This window comes from Arenibacter troitsensis, from assembly GCF_900177645.1.
GTDB classification, from domain to species: domain Bacteria; phylum Bacteroidota; class Bacteroidia; order Flavobacteriales; family Flavobacteriaceae; genus Arenibacter; species Arenibacter troitsensis.
Window position 1 is genome coordinate 1 of record NZ_FXAO01000022.1, and the last position, 1,765, is coordinate 1,765.

The 1,765-nt window shown below is 52.2% G+C and carries 1 rRNA gene; it reads left to right on the plus strand.

The features are described from left to right. Positions 1–138: 138 nt before the first annotated feature. A 16S ribosomal RNA gene (locus B9Y87_RS21710) occupies positions 139–1,662 on the plus strand. Positions 1,663–1,765: the final 103 nt, after the last annotated feature.

Consider the following 1,765-nt stretch of genomic DNA (forward strand, 5'->3'; position numbering starts at 1 on the left):
GAAGTAAAGAAGTTCATTGATATATTGTAAAGACAGCGTGCCACATTCCTGGGAACGGGGATGTGGTGCAGAAAAAGAAATCGAAATAACGGGCCGGGAAACAGCTTTTATGGGTTGATCGAATTTATATAAGAATCAACGATGAAGAGTTTGATCCTGGCTCAGGATGAACGCTAGCGGCAGGCCTAACACATGCAAGTCGAGGGGCAGCGGGGATAAGCTTGCTTATCCGCCGGCGACCGGCGCACGGGTGCGCAACGCGTATAGAATCTGCCCTGTACTGGGGAATAGCCCAGAGAAATTTGGATTAATGCCCCATGGTATGTTTAAGCGGCATCGCTTTTACATTAAAGGCTACGGTACAGGATGACTATGCGTCCCATTAGTTAGTTGGTAAGGTAACGGCTTACCAAGGCAGCGATGGGTAGGGGCCCTGAGAGGGGGATCCCCCACACTGGTACTGAGACACGGACCAGACTCCTACGGGAGGCAGCAGTGAGGAATATTGGACAATGGGCGGGAGCCTGATCCAGCCATGCCGCGTGCAGGAAGACGGTCCTATGGATTGTAAACTGCTTTTGTACGGGAAGAACAAGGGGCACGTGTGCCCTTCTGACGGTACCGTAAGAATAAGGATCGGCTAACTCCGTGCCAGCAGCCGCGGTAATACGGAGGATCCGAGCGTTATCCGGAATCATTGGGTTTAAAGGGTCCGTAGGCGGGCCATTAAGTCAGGGGTGAAAGTCTGCGGCTCAACCGTAGAATTGCCCTTGATACTGGTGGTCTTGAGTTATGGTGAAGTAACTAGAATATGTAGTGTAGCGGTGAAATGCATAGATATTACATAGAATACCGATTGCGAAGGCAGGTTACTAACCATATACTGACGCTGATGGACGAAAGCGTGGGGAGCGAACAGGATTAGATACCCTGGTAGTCCACGCCGTAAACGATGGATACTAGCTGTCCGGATGCAAATCTGGGCGGCCAAGCGAAAGTGATAAGTATCCCACCTGGGGAGTACGTCCGCAAGGATGAAACTCAAAGGAATTGACGGGGGCCCGCACAAGCGGTGGAGCATGTGGTTTAATTCGATGATACGCGAGGAACCTTACCAGGGCTTAAATGTGGTCTGACAGCTTTAGAGATAGAGCCTCCTTCGGGCAGATCACAAGGTGCTGCATGGTTGTCGTCAGCTCGTGCCGTGAGGTGTCAGGTTAAGTCCTATAACGAGCGCAACCCCTGCCGTTAGTTGCCAGCATGTAAAGATGGGGACTCTAACGGGACTGCCGGTGCAAACCGCGAGGAAGGTGGGGATGACGTCAAATCATCACGGCCCTTACGTCCTGGGCCACACACGTGCTACAATGGCCGGTACAGAGAGCAGCCACTCCGCAAGGAGGAGCGAATCTATAAAACCGGTCACAGTTCGGATCGGGGTCTGCAACTCGACCCCGTGAAGCTGGAATCGCTAGTAATCGGATATCAGCCATGATCCGGTGAATACGTTCCCGGGCCTTGTACACACCGCCCGTCAAGCCATGGAAGCCGGGAGTGCCTGAAGTCCGTCACCGCAAGGAGCGGCCTAGGGCAAGATCGGTAACTAGGGCTAAGTCGTAACAAGGTAGCCGTACCGGAAGGTGCGGCTGGAACACCTCCTTTCTAGAGAATTTGCCCATCGGGGCTTTTTTCAGGGGCCCGTTTTTTCGATTTCTGTTTTTACAACATTAAAAAACTATAGTGAGTCTCATAGCTCAGCTGGTTA